The 20,798-nt window shown below is 51.8% G+C and carries 18 protein-coding genes; 8 read left to right on the top strand and 10 right to left on the bottom strand.

Annotated elements, in window-relative coordinates:
- Positions 1 to 21: 21 nt before the first annotated feature.
- Genes rfaE2 through KTH_RS27135 form a run of 3 tightly spaced genes read right to left on the bottom strand, consistent with a single transcriptional unit; the run spans position 22 to position 2,885 of the window.
- Positions 22 to 1,623, bottom strand: coding sequence for a D-glycero-beta-D-manno-heptose 1-phosphate adenylyltransferase (gene rfaE2, locus KTH_RS27145; protein ID WP_111324249.1), 1,602 nt, complete (start codon positions 1,621 to 1,623; stop codon positions 22 to 24).
- Complete coding sequence (locus KTH_RS27140; protein ID WP_111324250.1) at positions 1,571 to 2,251, bottom strand: D-glycero-alpha-D-manno-heptose-1,7-bisphosphate 7-phosphatase; 681 nt, start codon at positions 2,249 to 2,251, stop codon at positions 1,571 to 1,573. Before KTH_RS27140 ends, rfaE2 begins: the two co-directional genes overlap by 53 nt.
- 19 nt (positions 2,252 to 2,270) lie before the next feature.
- Positions 2,271 to 2,885: a D-sedoheptulose-7-phosphate isomerase gene (locus KTH_RS27135; RefSeq protein ID WP_111324340.1), complete on the bottom strand. Its 615-nt coding sequence runs from the start codon at positions 2,883 to 2,885 to the stop codon at positions 2,271 to 2,273.
- Between the two features lie 384 nt (positions 2,886 to 3,269).
- On the opposite strand from KTH_RS27135, the gene KTH_RS27130 reads away from it, so the two are divergent.
- Positions 3,270 to 4,133: a phosphatase PAP2 family protein gene (locus KTH_RS27130; RefSeq protein WP_111324251.1), complete on the top strand. Its 864-nt coding sequence runs from the start codon at positions 3,270 to 3,272 to the stop codon at positions 4,131 to 4,133.
- A gap of 36 nt (positions 4,134 to 4,169) precedes the next feature.
- Here KTH_RS27130 and KTH_RS27125 read toward each other — a convergent pair whose 3' ends face one another.
- From KTH_RS27125 to KTH_RS27115, 3 genes are all read right to left on the bottom strand, one after another.
- Entirely contained in the window at positions 4,170 to 4,592 is a 423-nt protein-coding gene (locus KTH_RS27125; protein WP_111324252.1) for a PPOX class F420-dependent oxidoreductase, read from the bottom strand.
- A 35-nt stretch (positions 4,593 to 4,627) separates the two neighbouring features.
- On the bottom strand, positions 4,628 to 6,178 hold the full coding sequence (locus KTH_RS27120) for an MDR family MFS transporter (protein ID WP_111324253.1): 1,551 nt from the start codon (positions 6,176 to 6,178) through the stop codon (positions 4,628 to 4,630).
- A gap of 149 nt (positions 6,179 to 6,327) precedes the next feature.
- Complete coding sequence (locus KTH_RS27115) at positions 6,328 to 7,401, bottom strand: serine/threonine protein kinase (RefSeq protein WP_111324254.1); 1,074 nt, start codon at positions 7,399 to 7,401, stop codon at positions 6,328 to 6,330.
- Between the two features lie 396 nt (positions 7,402 to 7,797).
- On the opposite strand from KTH_RS27115, the gene KTH_RS27110 reads away from it, so the two are divergent.
- The gene (locus tag KTH_RS27110; protein ID WP_211326257.1) at positions 7,798 to 9,273 is read left to right on the top strand and encodes an MFS transporter; all 1,476 of its coding nucleotides are present in this window, start codon (positions 7,798 to 7,800) and stop codon (positions 9,271 to 9,273) included.
- A 13-nt stretch (positions 9,274 to 9,286) separates the two neighbouring features.
- Here KTH_RS27110 and KTH_RS27105 read toward each other — a convergent pair whose 3' ends face one another.
- Complete coding sequence (locus KTH_RS27105; RefSeq protein WP_170142754.1) at positions 9,287 to 9,757, bottom strand: nuclear transport factor 2 family protein; 471 nt, start codon at positions 9,755 to 9,757, stop codon at positions 9,287 to 9,289.
- Positions 9,758 to 9,917: 160 nt separating this feature from the next.
- Between KTH_RS27105 and KTH_RS27100 the strand changes: the two genes are divergently transcribed.
- From KTH_RS27100 to KTH_RS27085, 4 genes are read left to right on the top strand one after another with little or no spacing between them, the layout of a single operon-like run.
- Positions 9,918 to 10,820: an alpha/beta fold hydrolase gene (locus tag KTH_RS27100; protein WP_111324256.1), complete on the top strand. Its 903-nt coding sequence runs from the start codon at positions 9,918 to 9,920 to the stop codon at positions 10,818 to 10,820.
- Positions 10,817 to 12,121 (top strand): beta-ketoacyl-[acyl-carrier-protein] synthase family protein, encoded by a 1,305-nt coding sequence (locus KTH_RS27095; protein ID WP_111324257.1) that lies wholly within the window; start codon positions 10,817 to 10,819, stop codon positions 12,119 to 12,121. Before KTH_RS27100 ends, KTH_RS27095 begins: the two co-directional genes overlap by 4 nt.
- A complete protein-coding gene (locus tag KTH_RS27090; RefSeq protein WP_111324258.1) occupies positions 12,102 to 13,355 on the top strand; it encodes a beta-ketoacyl-[acyl-carrier-protein] synthase family protein in 1,254 nt (417 codons plus the stop codon). Before KTH_RS27095 ends, KTH_RS27090 begins: the two co-directional genes overlap by 20 nt.
- On the top strand, positions 13,355 to 14,989 hold the full coding sequence (locus tag KTH_RS27085; protein ID WP_111324259.1) for an FAD-dependent monooxygenase: 1,635 nt from the start codon (positions 13,355 to 13,357) through the stop codon (positions 14,987 to 14,989). Before KTH_RS27090 ends, KTH_RS27085 begins: the two co-directional genes overlap by 1 nt.
- On the opposite strand, the gene KTH_RS27080 is transcribed toward KTH_RS27085, so the two are convergent.
- On the bottom strand, positions 14,938 to 16,491 hold the full coding sequence (locus tag KTH_RS27080; RefSeq protein ID WP_111324260.1) for a gluconokinase: 1,554 nt from the start codon (positions 16,489 to 16,491) through the stop codon (positions 14,938 to 14,940). The genes KTH_RS27085 and KTH_RS27080 overlap by 52 nt on opposite strands.
- A 387-nt stretch (positions 16,492 to 16,878) precedes the next feature.
- Between KTH_RS27080 and KTH_RS27075 the strand changes: the two genes are divergently transcribed.
- Positions 16,879 to 17,823: a DUF488 domain-containing protein gene (locus tag KTH_RS27075; protein ID WP_111324261.1), complete on the top strand. Its 945-nt coding sequence runs from the start codon at positions 16,879 to 16,881 to the stop codon at positions 17,821 to 17,823.
- Positions 17,824 to 17,857: 34 nt separating this feature from the next.
- Positions 17,858 to 18,772 carry a DUF8757 domain-containing protein gene (locus KTH_RS27070; RefSeq protein ID WP_211326258.1) on the top strand — a complete coding sequence of 305 codons (915 nt, stop codon included), beginning with the start codon at positions 17,858 to 17,860 and terminating at the stop codon, positions 18,770 to 18,772.
- Positions 18,773 to 18,855: 83 nt separating this feature from the next.
- On the opposite strand, the gene ung is transcribed toward KTH_RS27070, so the two are convergent.
- A complete protein-coding gene (gene ung / locus KTH_RS27065; protein ID WP_111324262.1) occupies positions 18,856 to 19,533 on the bottom strand; it encodes a uracil-DNA glycosylase in 678 nt (225 codons plus the stop codon).
- A 222-nt stretch (positions 19,534 to 19,755) separates the two neighbouring features.
- The gene (locus KTH_RS27060) at positions 19,756 to 20,718 is read right to left on the bottom strand and encodes an aldo/keto reductase (protein ID WP_111324263.1); all 963 of its coding nucleotides are present in this window, start codon (positions 20,716 to 20,718) and stop codon (positions 19,756 to 19,758) included.
- Between the last annotated feature and the right edge of the window lie 80 nt (positions 20,719 to 20,798).

The following is a 20,798-nucleotide window of genomic DNA, read 5'->3' as shown; positions in this document are numbered from 1 at the left end:
ATAAGCCAGCCCTCTCTTTTCTCATTGACTGCGTGCTTCAATATTCAGCTTATGCTGCTCTGCAAGAGTCACGATCCGGTGGATCACGCTGCTTGTGCTGACCGTTCCAATCAGGGGCACAATCACGATCTGGCCACCGACGGCCCGTACAGCCTCTGCTTCCGGTAATTCCTCATCAGCATAATCGCCACCTTTGACATGAAGATCAGGGCGCAAAGCACGAATAAGCGTGTTTGGTGTATCTTCATTAAACAGCACCACATGGTCCACCATATCAAGCGCGGCTACCAGCGCCATGCGATCGCGCTCACGAATAATGGGGCGTCCCGGTCCTTTGAGGCGCCTCACGCTGGCATCACTATTGATACCAACAACCAGAATATCCCCAAGCGCTTTCGCCTGCCGCAAGAACTGCACATGCCCGGCGTGTAGAATATCGAAGACCCCATTGGTAAACACGATACGTCGCCCCATCACACGCTCGATTGCCAGTAATGTTGCCAGGCGGGTAATCGCCTCCTGATGATCGGCGCCATAGGCCGAGCCAAATGAGCGGGCATGTGTGGTATATTCTCGAACACTGACTCGCTGCAACAATTCCTGCAATTGCACAATGGCGGTTCGTGGCCGACTAACCGCGATGGAAGCGGCATCCAGGCCAATCTGCACCGCGGTCGGAAGAGGCGCCCCGGCAGCCAGCGCCAGAGCCAAAGCAGAGGCAAACGAGTCTCCGGCTCCGACATCGTAGGCCTGAGCGACCGAATGAGCGGGCAGGAAAAACTCCTGTTCCTGACGCCCCCGCACAAAGACGCCATGCGGTCCCAGCGTGATCGCTACATGTTCTACCGAGAGCATCGCGAGCATTTCTTGAGCCAGAGGACGCAAGACATCCTGTAATTCCTCACGCTTCAGAGCGGTCAGCGGTTGTATCGGGCTGCCAACCAGTGTGCAGGCCTCTCGATAATTTGGCGTCACAATGGCTGCAGGCAGTTTCCGAAAACGCTGTAGGGCTTTCGAGTCGATAACAAGAGGCTTTGGCTGCTCAACAAAGAGATCATACAGGCGATCAAGCACAGCATCATTGCAGACCCCGTAACGATAATCGGAGATCACTACCAGTTCACACCGCTGATAGCAGAGCTCAAGTTGCTGTACAAGCCGTTGCTGACACGCACGCATCGCCTCAGGGTTCAGGTAATCCTGCGCCGCCCCCTCATCGAAGCGCACCACATATTGCCCTCCCGCCAGAATACGCAATTTATGCAGCGTGGGAGCCTGCGGATGCTCGATCAACCAGCGATCAGAGACGCGCAGCCGCTGCAACACCTCACGCAACATCCGTCCGGTACTGTCGTCGCCAAGCATGCTTACGAATAGCACATCAGCCCCTAAAGCCTGCAGGTTTGCCGCAACGTTGGCCGCTCCGCCAGGAATATGGCTCTCCGCCGTTTTATGCACGATTGGAACGGGGCCCTCGCTACACAATCGGGTAGCATCTCCCTCAAGGTAGGTATCGAGCATGGCATCACCAAGTACCAACACCCGCTTGCCACGAAACCGCCGCACCAGCTCAACTGAGGGAACTTCCGGGATGGGTGAGTGCGTATTTTTTAAATGGTCCATGCCTCTCCTCCGAATGCTCTGCTTTCCATGCCTGAGGGCGATAGAGCAAATCCAGTTCTGTGCTATCTTGTAGGGCGGTAACAGCCTGTACAATCCGCAAGGCATGCAGGGTATCACGCGCCACGAAAGCCGGACAACGCGACGGAGAAGCAGGCGGTTGCTCGGTCCCAAGATCAACCAGAACGGTACGGCATCCTGCCCTGTTTCCTGCTTCGACATCATCCAGAATGTCACCAATAAACCATGATGCCTGAAGATCAATGTCGCGTTCTGCTGCAGCACGCAGGAGCATCCCCGGCTGCGGCTTGCGACAAGCACAGCGAAACGCCAGCTCTGGAACCACGCCGTCTGGATGATGGGGACAGTGGTAGAAACCATCTAAAAAGACACCTTGAGCGGAAAGGTTGGCAGAAAGAGAGGCATGCATGCGCTGTAAGTCGGCTTCAGTAAAATAGCCCCGCGCAATTCCTGACTGATTGGTAACGACGATCAAGAGAAAGCCCATTGCCTGTAACTCGCGCAGGGCGGGCGCAATCCCATCGTACAGGCGTAACTGTTCCGGCCGAGACGGGTAGTGAACAGAATGGACCAGTGTTCCATCACGATCCAGAAAAACTGCTCGATTCATGCGTTCTTCTCCCTCACTGCTACGCGGAAAGCTGGACTTCCGCAATATCGCAGAGAATATGCGTGACAATCATATGCAATTCCTGTGCTGTGTCGGTTTCTACGACCGGGACACGCACCGTTATATCGGCAAGTTGTTCCAGGCTGCTCTGACGCTCACCGGTCACTGCTACAACCGTTAGTTCCTTTTCGGCGGCCACCCGTGCGGCACGAAGCAAATTCTCCGATTCGCCACTTGTACTGAATGCAAGAAAGAGGTCACCGACCTGTCCAAATGCATCGATCTGGCGCACAAACACATCCTGAAAACCGTAATCATTGGCGACAGCCGTCAGAATGGAGCTATCGGTTGTCAGCGCCAGGACGGGATAGGGTGCACGCTCACGTTTAAAGCGCCCGACCAATTCTGCCGCAAAGTGTTGCGCTTCAGCGGCGCTACCACCATTTCCGGCAACCAGCACCTTATGGCCACTCTTCAAGACCTCAACCAGCCGGGTAGCTACCTCGGCCAGCTCTTCGGCACGTGTTGCCAGTTGTCCGATTGCAGACGCAAGCACCACTTTACGCCGGGACAGCGCGTTCACAACCGAGGAATGATGGACCGGGTGTTCTGGCTGTGGCAAAGAAAGCGCCATGGCTCTTTTTGCTCGACGATACATGCTTTATCCTCTTCTCTCTATCTCACCTGGGTATCAAAACCATGCCTCATCACGTTGATGTGTTCATTACCGAATAACACGAATAAAATACGAATATCGCTTTACATTTATTTATCAAAATGTTCCACAGCAACTACGTTATCGATTAAATAGTAACCTCAGGTTTTTGCATTTCACAAGTCAGCAATACGATTATTAATGTTTCTCTAAACTTCTACTAATCTTTCTCATACTTCTCTCTTTTTTATAGAATGACCCGGAAGAAAGTACCTGAGACATCCGAGGCTAAAGGTGCGTGATATACTTGGGATACAGAGATTGAAAAAACTGCATTCTCATGGAAGAAGGGACGAAGAGATAATGCCCGACGAGCATTCTCAAACAGCATCGAACAACGCCGATAGCCGCCCGACCGTCAAACTCCCACAACTTACCGAAGCCGTTGAGAAAAATGTCAAACCAGTGATGGCTGAGGCCCAGCGCGTTGCCGCTCAGACATCCGTTTCGGGACGGAATGCCGTCTCACGCGGGACGATTCTACTGGCCTTCTACCTCTGGCTGCTTTCTGGAGTTGTAATGCTCTCATTTATTGCTCGAAAGACACGCTTTTTTCCTGGCGACCGGGAGATTACAGAAAAACTACAACGCCTCCGGTCTCCCTGGATGCGAATCTTCTTTCACAGCGTCTCGGAGATCGGGTTTCCCAGATGGGCAATCCCGCAGATTCTTGGATCAGCAGGCGTTTTCTGGGCCCTTCGCTTTCGGCTGGAGGCACTCTTCTTGCTGCTGACCAGCTCTTCAACCCTGCTCAACGCGATCGTCAAACGCCTGATTAAACGTCCCCGCCCATCCAAAGAGCTGGTAACAGTGGCAAAAGTCATCAACGAGCCCAGTTTCCCGAGCGGACATGTGATGCACTACACCAACTTCTATGGCCTGCTGATCTACCTGCTCTCCACAAACTGGCGCTCTGGCCGCCTGCGTAACCTATTGATCTCACTCTTTCTGATCCTGATCATCAGCATTGGTCCGTCCCGTATTTATCTGGGAGCCCATTGGCCCAGTGATGTGCTGGCTGGCTATATGTATGGTGGGCTCTGGTTCAGCGGCCTGATCGCACTCTATTTGCGAGTGAAAGCCTGGGTTCATCCGGGTCAAGGGAAGAAAGCGCCAAAAGCAAGCCTCCCGTTGCGGCAGCCCGGCGACGAGGAGGATAACCAATAAAAAAAGGCCATCCCATTTCCGAGATGGCCTGTGCGGTTAGAGAGCAATATCTTTCTTGAAACTGACCCTTGTGGGAGTTAGCCGAACAAGCAGCTCCCCCTCAACGCTGTTGCGCTTTCCATACGCCTCGCCTCGATCAGCTCCCATGTAGCGGGCACCGATGCGAGTTGCCCAGTAGCGCAACTGCTCTCTATCCTCAACAAGGGTCGCATCTCCTTCGATCAGCACATAGCTGAAAGGCGGAAGTTCATCATCAATACAGAGGCTGGCCCGAGGATCGCGCCTGATATTGTGCGCCTTCACCGATTTGCCCCATGTAGTGAAGACAATGTCATTGCCGTCAAGCAAAAACCAGACAGGAACCACATGCGGGCGACCATCGGCACGAACCGTCGCGCACTTCCCGGTACGAGTACTATAGAGCAGGAATTCACGAACTTCCGGCGTTAAGTCAACCATAACAACGATTACCCTTTATCCTTATTCGACCAAATTTAACCGACGTTCTTTGCCAGAGAAGGCTTCTGGACGCTTTCCTCTTCCCGATAGGAAAGCTGATCGACTTTGCCTCGGGGGAAGAAGAGCGCTACCACTACTCCCAGTATAGCGACTATCGCTACAAGCAGATAAACCCAGTCGAGACTTTGTGCCAGTGCTTCCTGCAACTGAGTCAGGATCTGTTGCGGCAAGAGCGCGCGCGCATCAACGTTCACCAGGATATCGGCAGGGGATACGTCTTTTGGCAGCCGAGCCATAACATTCGGATTGCTGTTCAGCACCGGCGTGAAACGGCTGGCAAGTTGTGCATTCAGCACCGAACCCATAATTGCGATTCCGATCGTGCCGCCCATTGTGCGCACGAACTGCGTTGTAGCCGTCGCCACACCACGTAGATTCCAGGGGACCGCGCTTTGCACCGAAATGATCTGTGTATTACTCGCAAGGCCCAGGCCTCCACCGACCAGCGCCATCCCCAATCCCGTGTAGATCGGAGATGAGTGCGTCGTCATAAAGGTGAGCATGACCACACCGATCGCGGTCAACGTCGTGCCGATAGTGCCAATCAAGCGATAGCCATAGCGCAGAATTAACTTTCCACTGAGCGCCGCCGCAATCGGCCAGGCAAGCATCATCGGTGCGAGCGCGATTCCGGCATCAGTTCCGGTACCGCCTTTGGCACCCTGCACAAACAGCGGAACATAGGAGCTCAGCCCGAAAAGAATCGGCCCAATCACCAACCCGCCCAGGCTCGCGATCGCGATCACCCGGTTCTTAAAGAGAGACAACGGCAACACAGGTTCCGCAACACGCGACTCTGTCACAAGGAAGAGTGCCAGCAGCACAGCAGCAACCACAAACAGGCTAATACTGGGTACCGAGAACCACGGCCACGCATTGCCCCCCTGCTGGATCGCGAAGAGCAAGGCTACAATTGCTCCGGTCAGGGTCGCTGTTCCCATATAATCAAGCTGATGCTTTGTGCGCACAATGTTCTCGCGCAAGAAGATCGACAGCAGAACGATGCTGATCAAACCGAACGGGATATTGATGAAGAAGACCCAGCGCCAGCTAAAATGGTCAACGATCAGACCCCCAATCGCCGGCCCCACGATACTGGAAATACCCCAGACACCACTGAACAGGCCCTGAACCCGCGCCCGTTCCTCGACGCTGAAGATATCACCAATAATGGTCAACACGATGGGCTGCACCGCACCGGCCCCAAGTCCCTGCACCGCACGCGCAATGATAAGCTGCACCATTGTCTGCGAGGCACCACTGGCAGAAGAGCCAATCAAGAAGAGCAGCGAACCAACAATAAAAATGGCCTTACGGCCATAGAGGTCAGCAAGCTTCCCATAAATCGGCACTGTCGTAGTCGAAGTAAGCAAGTAGACGGAAATAACCCAGGAGTAGAGCGAAACCCCTCCAAGTTTCCCCACAATACTTGGCATAGCTGTCCCAACAATCGTGGCCTCAAGCGAGGCAAGGGACATCCCGAGCATCAGGGCAACTATCACAAAGAACTTCGATGATTTCTGCATGCGAATATTCCTATTTTAACTTCAAAATGAAAAACACAGCTACAATCCCCAATCATAGAAGATGTTTACACTTCTTAGTAACACAAGGGCTTGATAGGAATATTCCCGACCTCACATCCCGCCTGCACAACACAGAGCCAGCGATGTCATCAGCGCATCCGCTGCAAAAAAGCCAGCGGGGAACGTTTCTCTCCTCGTCTCGGGTGCATCGAGGGAGGGGGAATCTCGGGTCTTGCAGCCTGGAGAGGTGGAATATAGACAGGAGTGGATGGTTGAACACGACGCGACCTCTCACGCAACACTAACCCCGGTGGACATTGTTTGAGAATGCGTTCCAGGCCCTGCTTTACTGCGATTACATTGAGCGGACGTTTGCGTACATCGGGATCTACCATCGCCAGCAGCAGCGAATTAATACCCAGATATTCAGGAAGATCCAGCGGTTCAAACGAAAAAGGGGTATAGGAAGGGTCCTGGCCACTCAGGAGATAATGGAGCGTTGCTCCAAGACTGTAGATGTCGGTCTGAGGGGTGGATTGCGCCTTACCATATTGTTCAGGAGCAGCAAAACCGGGCGAGCCCAGCGCGACCGTATCTTTTGTCTGCCCCTGCTTGAAAATACGCGCAATGCCAAAATCAATCAGATACACCTGCCCCTGCCGCGTGCGCATGATATTAGAAGGCTTGAGATCCCGAAAGATTATCGGAGAAGGACGGCTATGCAAATAATCCAGAACGGTGCAGAGCTGGATACCAATATGCATCACTTCGGCAACAGAAAGACGATTGCCCGGCATCTTCCGCAGATAGTTCTCCAGCGATAAGCCCTCAATAAAGCTCATCACTAGAAACCAGTTCCCATCCTCGGTAAAGTAGTCAAAGATGCTCGGCAGATTTGGATGCACCAATTTTGCAAGCAAAAACGCCTCCTGCTTGAAGGCCTCAGCGGTTTCCTGCTTCTCTTTCTCACTCATAGCACGGCATCGGAGCTCTTTAATTGCGACCAGGCGATTTCCAAACTCGCGATCCTCGGCCTGATATACCTTCCCATATCCGCCACTGCCCAGGTGGGCAAGTACATGATAACGTCCCTTTAACACACGCTCTTCGGGAGTTACAGCATGCGAAAGCGCAAGAGGGTGCCCACATACAGTACAGAACCGCGCCTGTGGCCTGTTCGTAGTGCCACAACCTGTGCAGAGGTACTGTGCATCGGTCGCCATTATTACTCCTTAACCAAGAAAGTAACCTTCTTTTTCTAAAGCAATTTTACCAGAAAATATCCTAAAATAGCTACTGTTCTGGCCGAAAGAGAAAGATAAGAGAGAAAAAATACTCATCCACCAGTAATCATAACAGGAAACAAGGCTGACATACAGTGAGCTCTTTCACAGCGAGGTGTCAATTCCGCATATTGGTGCGCTCCTCCTCGAAGCGACCGCCATCACTCCTTTTGAGCTGTCCTAAAACAGGATGAAATGCCGAGATTCAAATTTTTACCCGGCATTTTTGCAATAGTTTAACACGCTCTTAACATTGGGATAACATTGAAATTCTACTATATTATCGATCTCTTGTGGTTAACATACTTATCCTTATAGCAAGGAGCATATCATTATATGCAAGTACGAGAAAGCAACGCTGCTCAAGTAGACCCCCACAGTATGGGAGCGAAGGACGTTTTAGAAGCATTAGACAACAGTAAACTTTCCGGCTTTCACTGGAAAGCCATGATTACCTCGGGAATGGGCTTCTTCACTGATGCCTACGACCTGTTCATCATTGGTGTGGCACTCCAAATTCTCACTCCTCTGTGGAATCTCACCCCCTTTGAAATCGGGCTCGTTGGCAGTACCTCGCTGATCGCAGCGGCGCTTGGCTCGATCGTCTTCGGTCGCATGGCAGACTTTATCGGGCGCAAGACCATCTATGGCTGGACACTGGTTATTCTTGCCATCGGTGCGTTGGCCTCCGCGTTTGCCCCTAACCTGATCTGGTTGCTGATCTTCCGCTTTATTCTGGGTCTTGGTATCGGCGGCGACTATCCGCTGAGCGCAACCCTGATGAGCGAATACGCAAATAGAAAAGACCGCGGCAAGCTGATTACAATGGTCTTCTCAATGCAGGGACTTGGCCTGATCTTTGGGCCCCTGATCGCAGTCCTGCTGCTTGCCCTCAACATCAATCATGATCTAACATGGCGCATTATGCTGGCTCTGGGTGCGGTTCCGGCCCTGGCAACCTTCTATATGCGACGTAACATCGCTGAGACGCCGCGCTTCTCCCTGATGATGCATGGGGACGTTGAGGCTGCTGCGCAGACCGTTCAGGAAGTGACCAGCAACGACGCCAGCAAGAAACAAAAGAAACAGGCTGTAGCCAGGAAGCAAAACAAGAAATCATCGCTCGCCGTGCTGCTGAAAGGGCGCTATCTGCCGTGGATTATCGGTACTGCCGGCACATGGTTCCTGCTGGATATCGCATATTATGGCACCACCATTGCAAGTCCGCTGGTGCTGAAGTCGCTCAACGCACATGAGAACCTGATCACCAACACACTGTACACACTGATCATCTTTGTGATCGCAGCAATGCCCGGTTATATCATCGCCGCCTTTACGATCGACCGTCTGGGACGCAAACTGATTCAGGCTCTTGGGTTCGCGATGATGGCGATCGCTTACGCGGTGATCGCGCTGGTTCCGGGGATGACGCACCTGACGGTTCCGTTCCTCATCGCCTTCTCGGTCTCGTACTTCTTCACCGAATTCGGACCGAATGTCACAACGTTCGTCTACCCTGCCGAACTCTTCCCGGTTGAGGTTCGTTCGACAGCACATGGCCTCGCCGCCTCTATCGGTAAGCTTGGTGCGTTCGCTGGTGCTGCGATCTTCCCGGTCTTGCTTGAAACGTTCCAGCTCTCGGGTGCAATGGCAGTCGCTGCTATCGTCTCGGTACTTGGACTGCTGCTGACCATCTTCACGCTGCCTGAGCCAAGCGGACGTTCGCTGGAAGAGATCTCAGGCGAAATCGAGCTGCTTCAGGAGCAGACAAAAGAAACTGTCAAAGAGCGCGAAGTGGTCGCACTTCACTAGAGCAGTGCAACCTTCAAGAGATCCTATGTAAACGAATGTACAGTAAATAAAGAGCACCGGCCACCGCTGTGGGGACTATCCTCAGCGGTGGTATTATTTGGTGCAGCACAGAGACGTGATTATAGACTCCCTCCTGACGCGCAATGAAGCCTTCCTGAAGCTGAAAGCAACTCTCGCCCTCTACACGGAAAGGCCGTGCCCCGCAGAAACGCGGTCCGTTCCCTTCTGCGAGCCAGCGGACTCGCACCTGTGAGCTTCCCTCTTCAAAAACATCAACGGGCTGATAGGTAATCGTGGGCGTACTCCGAAAACGCCACAGAAACCATTGTCGAATCTCCTCGTGTCCGCGTCGGGGCGCTGGCATCCCCGAATCAGCTAGCGTTGCGTCTTCCCGATAGAGCGACACCAGCCGTTCAACCTCATGCGCGTTGAACGCTCGTACCCACGCGGCAACAGCAGCCGATTGAATATGCTCCTCTTTCACAATTCTCTGATTCCATGCCCTTCTACAGATGGCACATCCCTATACATATGTATGTTTATTTCATCATGTATCATAGTATATGCTAAGCAATGTTCATGATTGTGCATGTATATGCGGGTAATCTCTACTATAAAAAGCGCTCTCTTTTTCGGAGGAACGATTGCAAAGACAGGTATGGATTACAAATGATACTTTTCATGCTGATGTACAGTATATAGAAACGCTCTGGAAGCGCCATTCACTGAAAAAACTGGATCTCCCGCTTATTGATATCGGCCAGGGCATGCCACTGGTCTTTGTGCCCATTCTGGAACACCTTGAATTTGTTTATGCCCGGCAGGTACGCAGCCTCAGCCAGACTCGCCGCGTGGTGCTCTATCGTCGTAGAGAAACACGTCAACCTCCTGCGATCTCCCTGCAAGAGCGAGCGGAAGAACTGCGTGAGGTGCTTGATAGCCTGTATATTGACCGGGCTGATCTGGCAGGACATGGAGATGCAGCGATGGTCTTGTTGACCTTTGCCCTACGCTATCCGCAACGATGCCGCTCGCTCATCATCATTTCGCAAGGAGCTGACTACCAGATCTCTCCACATCCGCTTATCTGGCTGTTACATGAGCTGCTGCTGCGCCTTCCGATCGAGGGGATCGTTCCCACCTCTTTGCTTCAACGTACTGTGATCAACTACATTACGTCATGCGCGAAAGAGAACACCACCGCCCCGGCACTTCCCCGTCGCCTGATTGAAGAGCAGTTCCACAAGATTCAATTGTGGCCGCTTGTCTATAAATATTCGATTCTACCGGTTATCCATACCTTTGATATTCGGGAACAGCTCGCAGCGCTTTCCACACCCGTTCTGCTGATTAATCGGGCAGATGATGCGCTGGCCCCGGAAGCAAAAACGGCCTGGATGGCACAACAGCTTCCAGATTGCCGCGCCTACCATGTGGTGCCGGGCCGCGAGCGCTTTTTTCTGTATTCGCAGGCCGAAGTTGTAACGCCGTTGCTCCACCACTTTCTTGAGCAAGTTGACCACATAGGAGAAGGGAAAGCTGTATGAGCGAGACCACACGCCGCGTAGTGATTACTGGCCTCGGGGTCATTGCCCCCAATGGCAATACCCGAGAAGCCTTCTGGCAGGCATGTATACAGGGACATTCGGGTATTCGACGAATTACCCGCTTTGATGCCAGCGCCCTCCCGGTCAAGATCGCGGGCGAGGTTCACGACTTCTCACCCATGCAACACGGCCTGACACCAGATGAAGTGCAAACGCTGACGCGTCCAACACAATTCGCGCTGGCAGCGGCGAATCAAGCACTCCATGATGCCACACTGGATACCAACTTCTGTACCGAAGAACGCGAGCGCACCGGCGTCTATGTGGGCACAGCAATGTCCTTCGTTGAAGAGGGGGAACGACTCTGGACGCATTTTACAAACTATGGACGCTACGATAACGAAGAGGTAAATGACGCGCTTCAGATCTGCATTACACCCGCCACACTGATGCCCGATGCCGCCGCCGTCAGTATTGCCGCCCATCATCGCTTCTATGGCCCCTGCGCCACCATCGCAACGGGCTGTTCAGCCGGCGCTGATGCTATCGGTGAAGCGTTCTGGCTCATTCAGGAAGGACAGGCTGATCGTATGCTTGCTGGAGGGACCGATGCCGCAATCTGCCCTATTGGTTTGAACGCCTTCAGTGTGATAGGAGCACTCAGCACCAGCTATAACGATAGGCCGAAAGAAGCATCCCGCCCATACGATCAGAAACGAGACGGCTTTATTATGGCCGAAGGTGCTGCCATGCTGCTATTGGAAGAGCGTGAGCTTGCGCTTGCGCGTGGTGCGCATATCTACGCCGAAGTTCTTGGCTTTGCCTCTAATAGCAACGCCTATCACATGACCTCTTTACCGGAGCATGGAGAGCCACTTCAGCAGCTTCTTAAGCAGGCTTTAACAGAATGCGCTCTTTCGCCCGCCGACGTGGATTATATCAACTCACATGGAAGCTCCACTCAGCCCAACGAGCGGGCCGAAACCGCAGCATATAAAGCGGTTTTTGGGAAACGAGCCTACGCTATCCCGATCAGCGCCACAAAATCCATGATCGGCCACACGCAGGGAGCTGCCAGCGCCATCGAGGCAGTTGTCACCGCTCTGGTGCTGGATCAGCAGCTTATTCCTCCAACACTGAATCAGGAATACCCTGACCCTCTCTGCGATCTGGACTATGTACCCAATGTTGCCCGTTCACACCCGGTCCGTATAGCGCTCAGTCATTCCAGTGGCTTTGGCGGGGTGAACAGCGTTCTTGTTTTCGCACAGACAGGGGAACATGATGAGCAAGCAAAATAAGCGAGTGGTCATCACCGGCCTGGGAGTTATCGCACCAAATGGAACGGGAAGCACGGCCTACTGGCATGCCATCAGCAATGGTATTACCGGGATCAGACCGCTGCCAGCGGAACACGAGGCCTTTCCGGGTGGCGTTGCAGGTACTGTTGAGCCATTCTACCAGGAACAGACTCTCGACCGCAAGCTGATTCACCGGAGCGACCGCATGACGCACCTTGTCCTGACGGCACTACATGAGGCACTTACTGACTCCCGGCTTCAATTGAGTAAGGAGAACCCTCACCGCATCGGAGTTGTCATCGCAAACACGATGGGAGGAATTGGGTTTGTACTGAGGCAACTTCAGGCGCTCTACACGAAAGGCCCGCATTTTGTCAGCGCGTATACTGCCATTGCCTGGCTGAATGTCGCTAATGTAGGTCAGGCCGCTATTCATTATGCCATTCAGGGATATTGCAAGACGCCCATCAACGATACTGCCGGAGGGCTGCATGCGCTGTGCATGGCAACGCAAGCGATCAAAAGAGAGGTCGCCGATGTTATCCTTGCAGGCGGCTGCGAAGCCTTTCTCCATCCGCTACTCTTGCGGATCTTTGCACAACGCCAGATCTGTGTTTCCGGCAACGATCCCCGGGCCTATCGCCCGTTTGATCGCCGGGCCGCGGGGTTAATTCTGGCTGAGGGTGCAGGCATCTGCATACTTGAGGAGTATGAGCATGCATGTCGGCGAGGGGCTCCCATCTATGGCGAAATCATCGGAATCGGCCAGACCAATAGCGCCGACGGGCTGACCATACCTTCACCCGATGGTCGGCAGTATGCCCGGGCACTCCAACAGGCTGCCGATAGGCTTCAAAGCGATGAGCTTGCATATATCAGTCTGGATGGTCGTGCCCTACCAGCCTTAGATCAAGGAGAGGTTGAGGCACTCACATTGACCTTCGGTGCAGATGCCGCCTCAATCCCGGTCAGCGTGCCTCGTACCATGATTGGGCATAGCTATGCCGCCGCCGGAGCGATTGATGCTATTACAGCCTGTCTGGCGCTTCGGCATCGACAGATCCCGCCAACCGTTCACTGTGAAGAGCCTGGCTACCCCTTGAATATGGTTCGGGAGCGAGCGCGCCCACTGGATCGAGGGACAGCCGTGCTATTGGGTGCACGGGGAACAGGTGGAAGCAATATCGCGCTGCTTCTTAAGCGATGTGATGAGCAATCAGGAGAGTACACTTGATGCAGGAGACACAGATTGTTGTGATCGGCGCAGGCCCAACCGGACTGACAGCAGCCAACCTGCTCGGGCAGGCGGGAATCAGAACCAGGGTTTTCGAGCGTGCTCCGGGCCTCTGTGACCATCCCCGTGCCATTACGCTTGATGATGAAGGGCAGCGCGTGCTTCAGGCAATTGGACTCGTTTCTAAACTTCCAATGAAGCAGGATATTCAGGTACGCTATCTCTCTGGATGCCGGACTCTGGCTCGGGTCGCGCCGAAAGAGCAACCGAATGGCTTTCCTCCAATCGTCACTTTTCATCAGCCAGCTCTGGAAACCCTGCTCTTCGACGGCCTGAAACGCTTTGCCACGGTCTCTATCCACTTTCATCATCGGGTAACAGCCATTCAACAACAGAAAGATGCGGTAACTGTCAGCGGGCTAACAGAGCAGGGGGAGCGCTTTCAGGTTCGCTGTAATTATGTGCTTGCCTGTGATGGTGGACGAAGCGATACACGCCATATGCTCAATATCCCGCTACGGAGACCATCACTGCTCCTGTTTGGGAGTCCACAGCGCTGGCTTGTGGTTGACTGTATTGATGACAATGAGGACAGCACCATCTTCTTTTTCTGTAACCCTGCTCGCCCAGCCGTCACAGTGCCCGCACCCGGCAGGCGCAGACGCTGGGAATTCATGCTCTTCCCACATGAGCATGCGCTTCCAACACGGGAAGAAGTGCAAACACTAATTCGGCAGGCACGGCAATCGCTTCAGCCCTCTGCTCGCCCGCATCCAGCACATATTGAGCGCCACACCATCTACACCTTTTACGCGCTCTATGCACAGCGAATGCGCTGTAATCGTGTCTTCTTGCTCGGTGATGCCGCCCATCTGATGCCCCCTTTCGGAGGCCAGGGCCTGAATAGTGGCCTGCGCGATGTCCATAATCTCTGCTGGAAGCTCTGCTTTGTGCTCCAACGGGGAGCTGCTCCAACACTGCTCTCCTCCTATGAGCAGGAACGCCAACCGCACATCTCACAGATGATTCGTTTCTCTTCCCTGCCTGGCACGCTCATAATGAGCGTGCCACAGCCCCTGGCACGCATACGCGACCTGTTGATACGTGGGATCATGTTCTCTCCGATCCGCCATGCAATACGTGAGATACGGATTAAACCACAGCCATGCTATCAGAAAGGGCTGTTCCTGCCAGCATCTGAGAGGCGTTTTATCGGGCGCATTTTGCCCCAGGCAACCGTTCAAACGGAGCAGGGGCAAGTCTGTTGCTTCGACGAGATTGCAGGCAACCATTTCACGCTTATTAGACTATACGAAGATCCCACGACAGCATTTCAGGCGCTGGAAGAATGGTACTTCTTCAACTGTGTATGCATCTGTGTTCTCCCGGCCAGTCAGCCATTACCCGGCCTTCGGCTTCCCTCCACATTGCGTTGTGTACAGGACAGCATGGGAACCATCGAGCGCCTGTACAGAGGGAAACGTGACCTCTTCCTGCTGGTACGCCCCGATCGCTTTATTATGAGCGCCTTCACGCTGAAAGAGGCCTCGACTGTGCTCAAACGCCTGCACACGCTGCTTGGCTACAATATCGATGCCGGGGGCACGCTTTCGCCGCCTCCAAAGAGCAAATGATAGAGCGCCTCCTGACGCAAAGCGGCGCTACGATAGATCTTCCCGCGAGCGAGATCGGGATGTATCGGATCTCGAAGGTGAGGCTGTACCTTCGCCACATCCTCGATCTCTCCCATTGCCTCCAGCGCCAGCAAAGCAGCTCCACGCGCTGAAGCCTCCTCATCGCTGGAAAGATAGAGATTTGTGCCCAGAGTATCCGCGATAACTTGCTGTAGCGTCTTTGAGCCAAGCAGCGCCCCACCACTACCAAGCAGCCTCGGCATGTCTGGCTTATCAACCTGCAAGGCCAGCAATAAATATCTATAGACAATCCAGAGACGATAGGCCAGCGCCTCGGCCCCAGCCCGCATAATCATTGCTGGAGTTGTATGCAATGAGAGCCCCGAAATCGTCATCCGCGCTTCCGAATGCCAGCCAATGCTGCGTTCGCCTGCCAGAAACGGCAAAATAGTCAGACCATGCGAATCGGGTTCCAGTTGAGCCGCCTGTTGATCAGCCTGTTTTAGATCGGGCAATTGGAGCGTTTCACTAAACCAGCGCAACAGATTGCCGCCCTCACTCAACGCACCACCAAGCAGCCCACGCTTCTTATCGATCAGATACAGCCAGAGCCCATGTGGCGGCGTGACTTTCGTGGGGTCAACCACCGCCCGCATGGCACTTGATGTGCCGATGGTCAGCGCCCAGTAGCCAACGCCGGACGCGCCAGAACCCACATTTGCAGCGGCGCCATCACCTACAGGCAAAAACCAGGGCACATCTTTGAGCACGGGCCAGCGCTGAGCATACTCCGGGCGCAAACCTTGTATATACTTCTGAGACTCGCTTAATGATGGCAACTGCTCCGGTCGAACCCGCACAAAGCGCAGGAGTTCCTCATCCCAACATCCCTCTCTGGTCAGCAGCAGACCGGTGCCGGAAGCCATTGAGAGGGTTGTCATTGAGCGACCAAGCAGCCTATATAACAGATAATCGCCATAGGAGAGCCAATACTTCGTCTGCTGAAATACATCCGGCTGTTTAATCGCCATCCAGAGGAGTTTGGCAGGCCAGTAGCTAGCATGAAAACCAACCCCCGTCCGGGCACGAATCGTCTGCTCATGAAATTGCTGACGAAGCAGTCCGACCGAGGCAACCGCACGGGTATCATTCCAGGCGATAACAGGAGTTGTTGGCCGGTTTGTTTCATCGACACCAAGCAAGGAGTGCCAGAAAGTATCGATCGCTACCGCGCCAATCTGCTGAGCGCCGGGACCACAATGATGCAGTACCTCATCAATCGTGCGCACGACAAGTTCAGTTAGCGTATCGGCGTCAACAGAGACTTCTCCTTCGTTGGACGTCTTCATCTGGTAGGTGTATTGTGACTCACTCTCAGGAAGTACCACGCCTCGTGCATCCACCAGCAGCGCACGAGTGGATGACGTTCCTACATCCAGCGCCAGTATAAATGGCGGCTTGAACCGGGACCATTCTGTTTTCAAAGAGACATCATCTGTCATTCGTTAACATCCTACTCTATCCGATGTCCCGCAAGCGCAGGCAAGCAAGGCAGGAGAGTGTGACGCGGTCACTTCCCTACGGAAGCCGACAGAAAGCGAGCAATAGGGGACTCAGAAGAGTTCAGAGGACCCATTTCATCAACCGGTATCACACCCTCCTGCTTACTATTTACACGTATTACAAAAAGCAAATGATTGTCAAATAGCCAGATACTAGAATATCGAGGATGTTCATTTTCACTTGTTAGTCAGACAAGACTAATTGCACTAGCCGATGAGTAATTCTTTTCTAGATTATGTGGCTACCTGGAACAGCCAAACGTTCTGTGAACAGAACAATAACTTCTAGATTCTTTTTCTCTTCTATACAATTGTGGAGGTTGCCGTATGTTCTACAGAAGAAAACTATTGCTTGCTCTGTTAGAAACTTGGGGAGGAGCTCTATCAATTAAGGCTTGTAATCTACTTCTCTGCCTATTTTGTTTGAATAAAGGGAAAAATTACTACGATTTTTTTCCGTACCAACACAGCTATCTTAGTTTCACCCTTTTACAAGACAAGCATAGATTAACAAACCTGGAATTTCTCGCAGTGGAGCCTGACTTTCATCTTAATCAAGATCATTCATACAGGGATCAAATCAAAGCAGAAGATAGAATATTACTTCAAAAACTGGTAGCGAAATATAAACGATCCTCAGAAGATGCATTATATGCTTCTCTCCTGCACGTATTACAAACCCAGGTTCCCGAACGCAATAATGTTCAAATTACCAACCTGCCAGCTCTCCAAACACCACACTTATTTACTATAGGATACGAAGGGATCTCCATAGATGCTTATATTAATACCCTATTAGCGCATCATATCGCCGCTCTAGTGGATATCAGAAAAAATCCCATTTCAAGAAAATTTGGTTTTTCAAAACAACAGCTTATTAATGAGACAAAAGCCTTTGGCATTCAATACATTCACCTTCCCGATTTAGGAATAGAGTCATCATTAAGAAAAGACTTATCAGACTATCAGGCATATTCGCAGCTTTTTGACTATTATTCACAGCATATTCTCCCCAAACAAAAGAAATCCCTGGAACGCCTTAAGCAAATAATAAGCGAATATTCCCAAGTTGCGCTTACTTGTTTTGAAGCCGACCCACATTGTTGTCATCGGCATAAAGTAACGGAATATCTAAGCCAAGATCCTAACTTTTTCGTCCCTGTTGTCCATATAACTAATAAGGATATTCAAACTAAACCCTTGGTAGATAAATCTAATATTCCCTCTCGTATAGTGAAACAGATAAAAAATGGGGTATACTATATTTCATAATGTACTTGTTTCCATCTCATCAAAGGAGGGAACCTTGTATCTACCTTATGAAATACCTAATGCCCGTGTCCTTATATCTGTAAAGACCTATCCTCTTCCATCTAATAAGTACAATGAGTTAGTATGTACAGCAGGGTTTCTCTCAGATGGGAAATGGATCAGGATATATCCGATTCCATTTCGAGATATGCCATATGCTCAACAATATAACAAATACCATTGGATAACGCTTGATTTAGTACGAAATGCTCGAAAGGATTTTCGTCCCGAAAGCTATCGCCCAAAGAGTGGTTTGGAAGCCATCAAAATAGAAGGGAAAATAGGAACAAATGATTCCTGGGAATCTCGAAAGAAATATGCGCTAAAAGAAGTTTTTACATCTATGGACGAGATCATCCGTCTTGCCAAAGGAGAAGAATCAAAATCTCTAGCTACGCTCAAACCTAAAGAAATTCTAGATTTTGTTATTGAGGAGCAGCAGGAACGTGAATGGAAAGAACAATGGTTAAATCAGCTCAGGCAATACAACTTGTTTGACCTGGATGAAAAAGGAGCAGGGAAAGAAAGAAAGGTGCTGTCCAAATTACCATACAAATACTATTATCAATTTCTCAGTAAGGGTGATAAGAAGCCAAGAAAGCTTATGATCGAAGACTGGGAGCTAGGTGCACTTTACTGGAAAATGTTCAGAAAAACAGGCAGCGAGCATGAGGCAAATCAGAAAGTAAAGAGAAAATTCTTAGACGAATTTTGTAATCAAAAAGATCTTTATTTCTTCCTTGGCACAACGCTACAATACCATAAAATAGCTCTCAATCCCTTCATTATTGTAGGTTTGTTCTACCCACCAAAAGCAACAAAATCCAATGAATTCAGTAAGACTACACCAAGTTATGTACTTGATTCACAGACTTTGAATCAATGCTCTCTATTCGATGAATATCCATAGACTCTTATGGAGCATGGATACTCCAAATATGTGAAATATCCATGCCCACACAGGAAGACGTGCAGAGCAAGCCAGAAGTCCCGTTAACAGTCAGGAATCTGCCAGTTAATTTCCGGTTTGCCGTCCGCACGCAGGTACTCGTTGATCTTCGAGAAGGGACGGCTGCCAAAGAAGCCCTGCCGCGCCGACAGCGGAGAGGGATGCGCCGATTGAATGATATGGTGTCTTGAGGTATCAATCAGAGCAAGCTTCTTCTGGGCGTAACTTCCCCAGAGCACGAAAATGACCGGCTCGGGCTTTTCGTTTACCTTGCGAATAATCTCATCGGTGAACTTCTCCCAACCATGATTCTTGTGTGAGTTGGGGGAATGGGCTCGCACTGTCAGCACTGCATTGAGCATCAAAATGCCCTGCTCGGCCCAGGGAGCCAGGTATCCACATTTCGGGATACGGAAGCCAACATCTGCATGCAGCTCTTTGTACATGTTCATCAGTGAGGGAGGCGGCTTAATGCCTGGGCGCACCGAGAAACAGAGACCATGCGCCTGGTTGTTGTCATGATAGGGGTCCTGACCAAGCAGCAACACATTGACTTTCTCATATGGGGTCAGGCGTAATGCGTTAAAGACATCCTCTTCAGGAGGGAAAACGGTATGTTTCTGTCGCTCTTCATCAACAAACTGCTCTAGCTTTTTGAAATAGGGTTTCTCAAACTCATCGGCCAGAAGCTGCCGCCAGCTCTCAGGAATATCTATCTGCATGTACTCTACATCCTCTATTATGATTTTTCAGCCCGCAATAGTGGCTGCTCTGCTCCTCTTTTCTTTTAACCTGGAGGAAAAGCGGTAATTCCTCTTCAGTGTAAACGAGGAAAGCCGATGCAGACAAGTTCTCCCTTTTTCAGGTACTTTTTTCTCTCCAAAAACAGCGAAAAGCTGCCGCTCAGAGAGCCTGAACGGCAGCCAGTAGACGACGATAGAACACTACGGGTTCTCTGTGAGGAATTTATCAATCTGCTCAAGCTCAAGATCTGTCAGGCGAAGCTCAGCAGCGGGTAACAGGTTTTCAATCTGCGCTGGTTCACGCGCACCGACAATTGCCCCGGTCACGGCCGGATTACGAAGCGTCCAGGCAATCGCGACGACGCCGGGAGGCACGTTATGCGGGAATGCCAGATCACTCAGCAAACGCTGCAATGCAAGATTGCGCTCAAGGCGCTGTCCCTGAAACTCGGGATCACGCTTGCGCCAATCGTCAGCAGGCATTTGCTCCAGGCGCTCTTTTGTAATCGAGCCAGAAAGCAGGCCGGAAGCCATTGGAGAGTAGACAATCACTCCCATATGCTGCTGCTCGCAGTAGGGTAGAATCTCCTTCTCAGCATCGGGGTGCACAAGCGAGTAAGGGGGCTGCAAGGTCTCTACAGGCGCGATTTTGCTGATCCGCTTCAACTGCTCAACCGAGAAGTTTGAAACACCAATATGCTTTACTTTTCCCTCTTCTTTCAGCCGTACCAGTGTTTCCCATCCCTCCTCGATCTCATCTTCGGGGTCAGGCCAGTGAATCTGATAGAGGTCAACCGCATCAACACCAAGTCGCCGCAGACTACCCTCAAGCTCCTTCCGAATAGAGTCAGCTTTCAGGCTCCCATAGATCTTCCCCTGCTGATCCTGCAAGCGTCCGCATTTGGTGAAGATATACGGCTTCTCCTCATGGTTTCGTTGTTTCAGCGCCTTCCCGACGACTTCTTCGGAGTGGCCTATCCCATATACAGCCGCCGTGTCGATCCAGTTAATACCCAGATCCAGAGCACGGTGAATCGTCTTTATCGACTTTTCGTCATCCTGCGGTCCCCATCCAAAAGCCCAGCCGCCACCGCCCATTGCCCAGGCCCCAAGACCGATAGGAGTAATTTGCATGCCAGTTTTGCCAAACTCACGAGTCTGCATACAACCATCAACCTTTCTTTCAAGAAACTAGCCCATAGCACACATCTTTTAACACGGATGGTTCAGTATTCATGTTACAG

The organism is Thermosporothrix sp. COM3, assembly GCF_059696735.1.
The sequence above is the reverse complement of the archived record's forward strand: the minus strand, read 5'-3'. Positions and strand labels throughout refer to the sequence as shown.

Bases quoted from the DNA above. Each gene is read 5' to 3' on its own strand.
- rfaE2 (WP_111324249.1), bottom strand. From the start codon at position 1,623: ATGGACCATTTAAAAAATACGCACTCACCCATCCCGGAAGTTCCCTCA.
- KTH_RS27140 (WP_111324250.1), bottom strand. From the start codon at position 2,251: ATGAATCGAGCAGTTTTTCTGGATCGTGATGGAACACTGGTCCATTCT.
- KTH_RS27135 (WP_111324340.1), bottom strand. From the start codon at position 2,885: ATGGCGCTTTCTTTGCCACAGCCAGAACACCCGGTCCATCATTCCTCG.
- KTH_RS27130 (WP_111324251.1), top strand. From the start codon at position 3,270: ATGCCCGACGAGCATTCTCAAACAGCATCGAACAACGCCGATAGCCGC.
- KTH_RS27125 (WP_111324252.1), bottom strand. From the start codon at position 4,592: ATGGTTGACTTAACGCCGGAAGTTCGTGAATTCCTGCTCTATAGTACT.
- KTH_RS27120 (WP_111324253.1), bottom strand. From the start codon at position 6,178: ATGCAGAAATCATCGAAGTTCTTTGTGATAGTTGCCCTGATGCTCGGG.
- KTH_RS27115 (WP_111324254.1), bottom strand. From the start codon at position 7,401: ATGGCGACCGATGCACAGTACCTCTGCACAGGTTGTGGCACTACGAAC.
- KTH_RS27110 (WP_211326257.1), top strand. From the start codon at position 7,798: ATGCAAGTACGAGAAAGCAACGCTGCTCAAGTAGACCCCCACAGTATG.
- KTH_RS27095 (WP_111324257.1), top strand. From the start codon at position 10,817: ATGAGCGAGACCACACGCCGCGTAGTGATTACTGGCCTCGGGGTCATT.
- KTH_RS27090 (WP_111324258.1), top strand. From the start codon at position 12,102: ATGATGAGCAAGCAAAATAAGCGAGTGGTCATCACCGGCCTGGGAGTT.
- KTH_RS27085 (WP_111324259.1), top strand. From the start codon at position 13,355: ATGCAGGAGACACAGATTGTTGTGATCGGCGCAGGCCCAACCGGACTG.
- KTH_RS27080 (WP_111324260.1), bottom strand. From the start codon at position 16,491: ATGACAGATGATGTCTCTTTGAAAACAGAATGGTCCCGGTTCAAGCCG.
- KTH_RS27075 (WP_111324261.1), top strand. From the start codon at position 16,879: ATGTTCTACAGAAGAAAACTATTGCTTGCTCTGTTAGAAACTTGGGGA.
- ung (WP_111324262.1), bottom strand. From the start codon at position 19,533: ATGCAGATAGATATTCCTGAGAGCTGGCGGCAGCTTCTGGCCGATGAG.
- KTH_RS27060 (WP_111324263.1), bottom strand. From the start codon at position 20,718: ATGCAGACTCGTGAGTTTGGCAAAACTGGCATGCAAATTACTCCTATC.